Annotated in this window: 6 protein-coding genes; 1 reads left to right on the forward strand and 5 read right to left on the reverse strand. The window is 58.3% G+C overall.

The annotated features are described in order from the left end of the window. Positions 1–96 precede the first annotated feature (96 nt). Positions 97–327, forward strand: a complete 231-nt coding sequence (locus tag QVO51_RS07015; RefSeq protein ID WP_288167966.1) for a hypothetical protein — start codon at positions 97–99, stop codon at positions 325–327. 43 nt (positions 328–370) lie between these two features. Here the strand turns inward: QVO51_RS07015 and QVO51_RS07020 are convergent, their stop codons facing one another. From QVO51_RS07020 to QVO51_RS07040, 5 genes are all read right to left on the reverse strand, one after another. Further along, positions 371–733, reverse strand: coding sequence for a hypothetical protein (locus QVO51_RS07020; RefSeq protein ID WP_022357807.1), 363 nt, complete (start codon positions 731–733; stop codon positions 371–373). A 3-nt stretch (positions 734–736) separates the two neighbouring features. Continuing rightward, the gene (locus QVO51_RS07025) at positions 737–1,465 is read right to left on the reverse strand and encodes a pseudouridine synthase (protein WP_022357808.1); all 729 of its coding nucleotides are present in this window, start codon (positions 1,463–1,465) and stop codon (positions 737–739) included. Positions 1,466–1,511: 46 nt separating this feature from the next. Continuing rightward, a complete protein-coding gene (locus QVO51_RS07030; protein ID WP_022357809.1) occupies positions 1,512–2,648 on the reverse strand; it encodes a D-alanyl-D-alanine carboxypeptidase family protein in 1,137 nt (378 codons plus the stop codon). A gap of 51 nt (positions 2,649–2,699) precedes the next feature. Next, on the reverse strand, positions 2,700–3,095 hold the full coding sequence (gene ytfJ / locus QVO51_RS07035; RefSeq protein ID WP_015558388.1) for a GerW family sporulation protein: 396 nt from the start codon (positions 3,093–3,095) through the stop codon (positions 2,700–2,702). A 99-nt stretch (positions 3,096–3,194) separates the two neighbouring features. After that, positions 3,195–3,702: hypothetical protein (locus QVO51_RS07040; RefSeq protein WP_288167967.1), on the reverse strand; the 508-nt coding region annotated here is incomplete at its 5' end.

Raw genomic sequence — 3,702 nt, forward strand, 5'->3', positions numbered from 1 at the left:
GGCAAAGGTATATTCCCGCCTGTCCGTCAGCTGGGGGAAGAACTGTTGGCACAGAGCCGGCAGCTCCTGGCTGAAAAAGCTCCAGTAGGGGAGCCCGTGCTGCATGTTCGTGTAGAAGCCCAGGTGGGTGGTAGGCATCACCACTGCCAGAGGTGTGCCCTCCACATAGCGCTCAATGGCTGTGCGGCGCTGCCAGATGGTCTGATCATCCCCCATGCCGTGGAGCAGGTACAGCACCGGAAATTTACCATCCGGCGTGGAGCCGGTGAAGCCGTGCCGGGTGGTGCACTGGGGGAGGATCACGTTCAGATTTACGCTCATCTGTAAAATATCAGAAAAGCAGTTAATTACAAAATGTGCCATAGCTTTCTCAGTCCTTCTTTTCCTTGCAGCCTGCGCAGCCGTTCATCAGCTCTGCAATACTGCTGCATGTGTTGCTGTGCGGATCACACAGGTGCAGTTTTTTCAACTGTGTGGTATCACACAGATAGTTCGCCCGGTCGATGCCCCGGAGCATGGCTTTGAACAGAACTGTCCGGGCGATGCCGTCATACAGCGCCAGATCGCCCTTTGCGTCACATGCATACACTGTCACCGTGTCCGTGCCGTAGGAGAATACCGCAAAGCCGCTGCACCCCCCTGCGGTCATGGATTCTACCGCATGCAGGGTCACGCCGGGGGTTTCGTATGCCGCATAGGGGGTCAGATCCTTTGCCTCCAGAATTTCCAGCATGGCTTACTCCTTCCCGATGGCTGTCCGCAGGGCACGCAGCTCCTCAGCAGTCAGCTCCCGATAGGTGCCTGGCTTGAGCATGCCCAGCTTCAGAGGGCCGATGCTGATCCGGCGCAGACGTGCAACCTCCAGCCCTACCGCTTCACACATGCGGCGGATCTGTCGGTTTCGACCTTCCTTGATGGTAATCAGCAGCACCACCCGTCCGGGTTCCTTGGTCAGCACATTCACCGTTGCAGGCAGAGTGGGCTTGCCGTCAATTTCTACCCCCTCCGACAGCTGTACCAGCTGCTGGTCGGTAATGTCCGGCCGCACTGTGACCCGATAGGTTTTGGACACGTGGCGGCTTGGGTGCATGATGTTGTTGGCAAAGTCCCCATCGTTGGTCAGCAGCAGCAGACCCTCCGAGTTCCGATCCAGCCGTCCCACCGGGTAGACCCGTTCCGGCACATCCTCCAGCAGATCCATTACGCACCGGCGATCCAGCTCATCGGACATGGTGGTCACATACCCACGGGGCTTATTGAGCATCAGGTACAGCTTCTGCTTTTTTTTCGGAATGGTGATTCGTTCGCCGTTGACGGTAATCAGATCCCGGCTGTCGGCTTTGTCCCCCAGCTTCACGGGTCTGCCGTTGCATTTGACCTGTCCGGCGGCAATCAAACTCTCCGCCTTCCGCCGGGAGCAATAGCCGCTGTCTGCGATGATTTTTTGAATTCTTGTCTTTTCCATAATGATCCGTTCCTCCTGGAACCAGGCATCCCCACAGGGATCCGTGTCAGAACCAGCTTCGGATGCGGGCAAGCAATGCCTGCCAGAAGCCGGGGGTTTCCGGTTCCTGCTCCTGGGCAGCAACCGCATCTACCGTATACAGGGGCACATCGGCGACGTGCCGTCCTTCATAATAATAAGCCAGATTGCCCACCCGGGCATTCTCCGGTACAGGGGCATACAAAAAGGGTTCCACCTGTACCTGCACCGTCAACTGCCGCAGATCTCCGTTATCCGTGCCAACGGACAGGGGATCCCGGGTGCGCAGGGCAACGGTATCCGCCGTGCCGCCCACCACGCTGACGGACAGGGCATCCGGCGGCTCCACAGGCTGGGATACCACATGGGCAAAGCCGTAGTCGTACAGCTTCATGTGGTCATTCCAGTCGTCCTTGGCATGCAGCGTCACACAGAGCAGGGATACCCCGTCCCGTTCACAGAAGGACACCAGGCATCTGCCTGCTGCATCCGTAAAGCCGGTTTTGACGCCCACCACGCCCTCATACATGGTCAGCAGCTTGTTGGTGTTTTTCAGCCACCGGTTGTAGGGCGGATTGCCGAAGCACACCTCTGCCCGGGACTGGCTGCAAATGGCACGAAAGTCCGGGTTCTGCATGGCTGTCCGTGCCAGCAGTCCCATATCCCGGGCGGATGCCCCGTGTCCCTCCGCATCCAGACCGGAGGGGGTCACAAAGCAGGTGTGGGTCATGCCGATCCGGGCAGCCCGTGCATTCATCAGCTTTGCAAATTCCGGGATGGAGCCAGCCAGCCGGACGGCTGTGGCATTGGCTGCATCGTTGCCGGAGGGCAGCAGCATGCCATAGCAGAGCATGCGTTTGGTGACCACGTCCCCCTCCTGGAGTCCCATGGAGGAGCCCTCCACCCGGATGGCTTCCGGATCCACCACGAACCAGTCATCCAGTCCGCCGCTTTCCAGGCACAGCAGGGTGGTCATGATCTTGGTGGTGCTGGCGATGGGACGCTTTTCGTCCCCGTTTTTGGACAACAGCACCTTGCCGGTGTCCGCCTCCATCAGCACATAAGCCTGGGCGGAAATGCCCAGAGGGTCGGCAGCATGCACCGCCGGACAGCAAAGATGCAGGCAGCACAGTACCGCCAGCATCAGACTCAGCCATTTTTTCATCAAGCGCCTCCCGATGTTCTTTTGTATAAACATATGGGAGACGGGCTTTGATTATTCTGCCTTTGGATTCTTGCCGTTCCGGCTGCTCATAAAGCCGGAGATCTTTTCCATCACATCCGGCACCAGGTTAATCAGTGCGTTGGGGGTGGAGGCGTCAATGGACAGCTGCATCAGCTTGACCTCTCCGTTCAGGATCACCAGAAACGCCACCGGCTGAATGGAAATGCCTGCGCCGGAGCCGCCGCCGAACAGATCCTTCTCCACCTTTGCCGGCAGATCGGAGCCGCCGGATGCAAAGCCGTAGGATACCTTTGAGATGGGGATGATGGTTGCGCCGTCTGCGCAGGTGATGGGGGTGCCCACGATGGTGTTCACGTCCACCATTTCCCGGATTTTTTCCATGGTTACGCCCATCAGATCGTTGATAGGATGCTCAGTGTTATTCATCGCTTACTCCTTCTCCGCACGGTTGGATTTTGGGCGGCTGTGCGGCAGCCGATTGATATAGGAGTCCATGTTGGTCAGCATGGACGGGATACAGCAGAATTATGCAGCTTTTCCGGCTTTGTGCTGTCGGTACAGAAACCGTGCACCAAAGCCGATCACTGCCCCGAGGATTACCGCCGGGCATACCCGGATCTGGCAGCTGCCCCGGTAGGTGCCATGAGGCTGGTTGTAGATGCAGCAGATCCGGATCTGTTTTTTGCGAACCCGGAAGAACTGGCACAGCAGCGCTAAGGTATTGTACACGGCAATGTTCACCTTGCCGAATCGGATGGCGCATGCCGCAGCGTCCGGATCGGATACGGCCAAGTCCAGGTCAATGTCCCGGATGGTGATCCGCCGCAGCAGCCACCGCAGGGGCTTCCCTGCCGTATGCAGCAGATCCAGCGCCAGGTCGATACCCTCCGAAAGGGATTGGGGCTTGTATTTGGCCAATATACCGCCGGATTTCTTTTCCGATTCCTCTTTGGAAGGCTCTGGTTCGGCTTTGGATGCTTCCTGGGGCTGGGGCGTTTGCTCCGGCTTTTGGGAGCGAGATGCCGGCTTTGGT

Origin of the sequence: Ruminococcus sp. CAG:379 (assembly GCF_000434255.1) — a bacterium.
GTDB classification, from domain to species: Bacteria; Bacillota; Clostridia; order Oscillospirales; family Ruminococcaceae; genus Ruminococcus_F; species Ruminococcus_F champanellensis.

Bases quoted from the DNA above. Each gene is read 5' to 3' on its own strand.
- QVO51_RS07020 (WP_022357807.1), bottom strand. From the start codon at position 733: ATGCTGGAAATTCTGGAGGCAAAGGATCTGACCCCCTATGCGGCATAC.
- QVO51_RS07025 (WP_022357808.1), bottom strand. From the start codon at position 1,465: ATGGAAAAGACAAGAATTCAAAAAATCATCGCAGACAGCGGCTATTGC.
- QVO51_RS07030 (WP_022357809.1), bottom strand. From the start codon at position 2,648: ATGAAAAAATGGCTGAGTCTGATGCTGGCGGTACTGTGCTGCCTGCAT.
- ytfJ (WP_015558388.1), bottom strand. From the start codon at position 3,095: ATGAATAACACTGAGCATCCTATCAACGATCTGATGGGCGTAACCATG.